The organism is Parabacteroides sp. CAG:2 (assembly GCF_000436315.1).
In the GTDB taxonomy this organism is placed as follows: Bacteria; Bacteroidota; Bacteroidia; order Bacteroidales; family Tannerellaceae; genus Parabacteroides; species Parabacteroides distasonis.
On the sequence record NZ_FR885306.1, the window covers coordinates 1 to 1189 of the forward strand.

The 1189-nt window shown below is 35.6% G+C and carries 1 protein-coding gene; it reads right to left on the reverse strand.

The genetic code is table 11. The annotated features are described in order from the left end of the window. Positions 1-145: 145 nt before the first annotated feature. A complete protein-coding gene (locus tag QVP94_RS12330; RefSeq protein WP_022192715.1) occupies positions 146-1159 on the reverse strand; it encodes a DUF3871 family protein in 1014 nt (337 codons plus the stop codon). Between the last annotated feature and the right edge of the window lie 30 nt (positions 1160-1189).

Sequence of the window (1189 nt, forward strand, 5' to 3'; positions counted from 1 at the left end):
GATTGATAACACCAATTATTATTAGTAGCAATACTACTAGTATGCCCCATAGCACTAGTTTTCCATTATCATTCATTCTGTAGTATTTTTAAGTTATTAAAAAAGAAAGGACACCTAATAAATAGATGTCCTCTCATTGATTAGTTTAGCCCAAGAACCAAGAATATTTATTATCCAGTCCTTGTAATACATTGTTCAGTCCAACACTTACCTCTGTAGCATTTACCCCACGTTGTAAATAGCTGTCTATGTAGCTGTTCTTGTTTGACTGTGTGAGTAAATTATGAAAATCAAAAAGAGATATGGCATTATCTTTCATTCCAAAAACTTCATTGGTGTAATAATCACGACACACACTATTTATTTGGCTGTCAGTGATTAGAAGTCTTGGTATTGTTTTCTGTCTTGTGGGTGAAAGTGCCTGGTACATTCTCATTCTGCCTACCACTTGTGCAAACTGTGTTTCAGATAGATAAGTATCTGATAATGTCTGCATCAAATGTATTTCTTTGGCAGCATTGAAGCTGTTAAGCAATTCCAGTACATTTCTGTAAAGTTCATTGATATTGGTTACTTCCATGTTGAACCTCACACCCTCACCAGTAAGAATCTGATTAGAGCAAATTCTCATTCTCCAACCAATAAAGACGGAAAACTTTTCTAAGCCTTTGGAAGAACGGTACAGATTCAAGTCACTGTAATTTCTTACCCCACCTATGCACAGTTCAAGTTTTTGTCCTCTTATCGTTTCAAAAATGGTTGGAATAGTAAAAGCAAAAGCAAGTCTTTGATAGAATTGTGTCTTTTCACATTCTAACAGTTCATTTGCTTTCTTACCAAGCGCGGACGGTATTCTGCCACGTACTATATGCGAAACTCTTATTTCCGGAAAGTTCACCTTTTCACCTGCATAGAATGAACTTGCAGCTTCATGCACACATGAAACGAAGTCTTGGTGTGAAATGGTTGATTCCAAGTTAGCCCAAGTAGGCACAACACATTTGCTTGTAAGTTCTTCCAGTGTGATAGAATCTGTATTTGCTTCCAAAAAGGTAACACTAGGCTTTGCAGTTTCTTCCACAATTATAGTAGCTTCTTCTGCATACTCACCTAAATTCAAAGTTCTTTTCTCCGTTGGCATGATAACTAAATTATTCATATTGATAAAAGTTTAAATGATTAATAATTC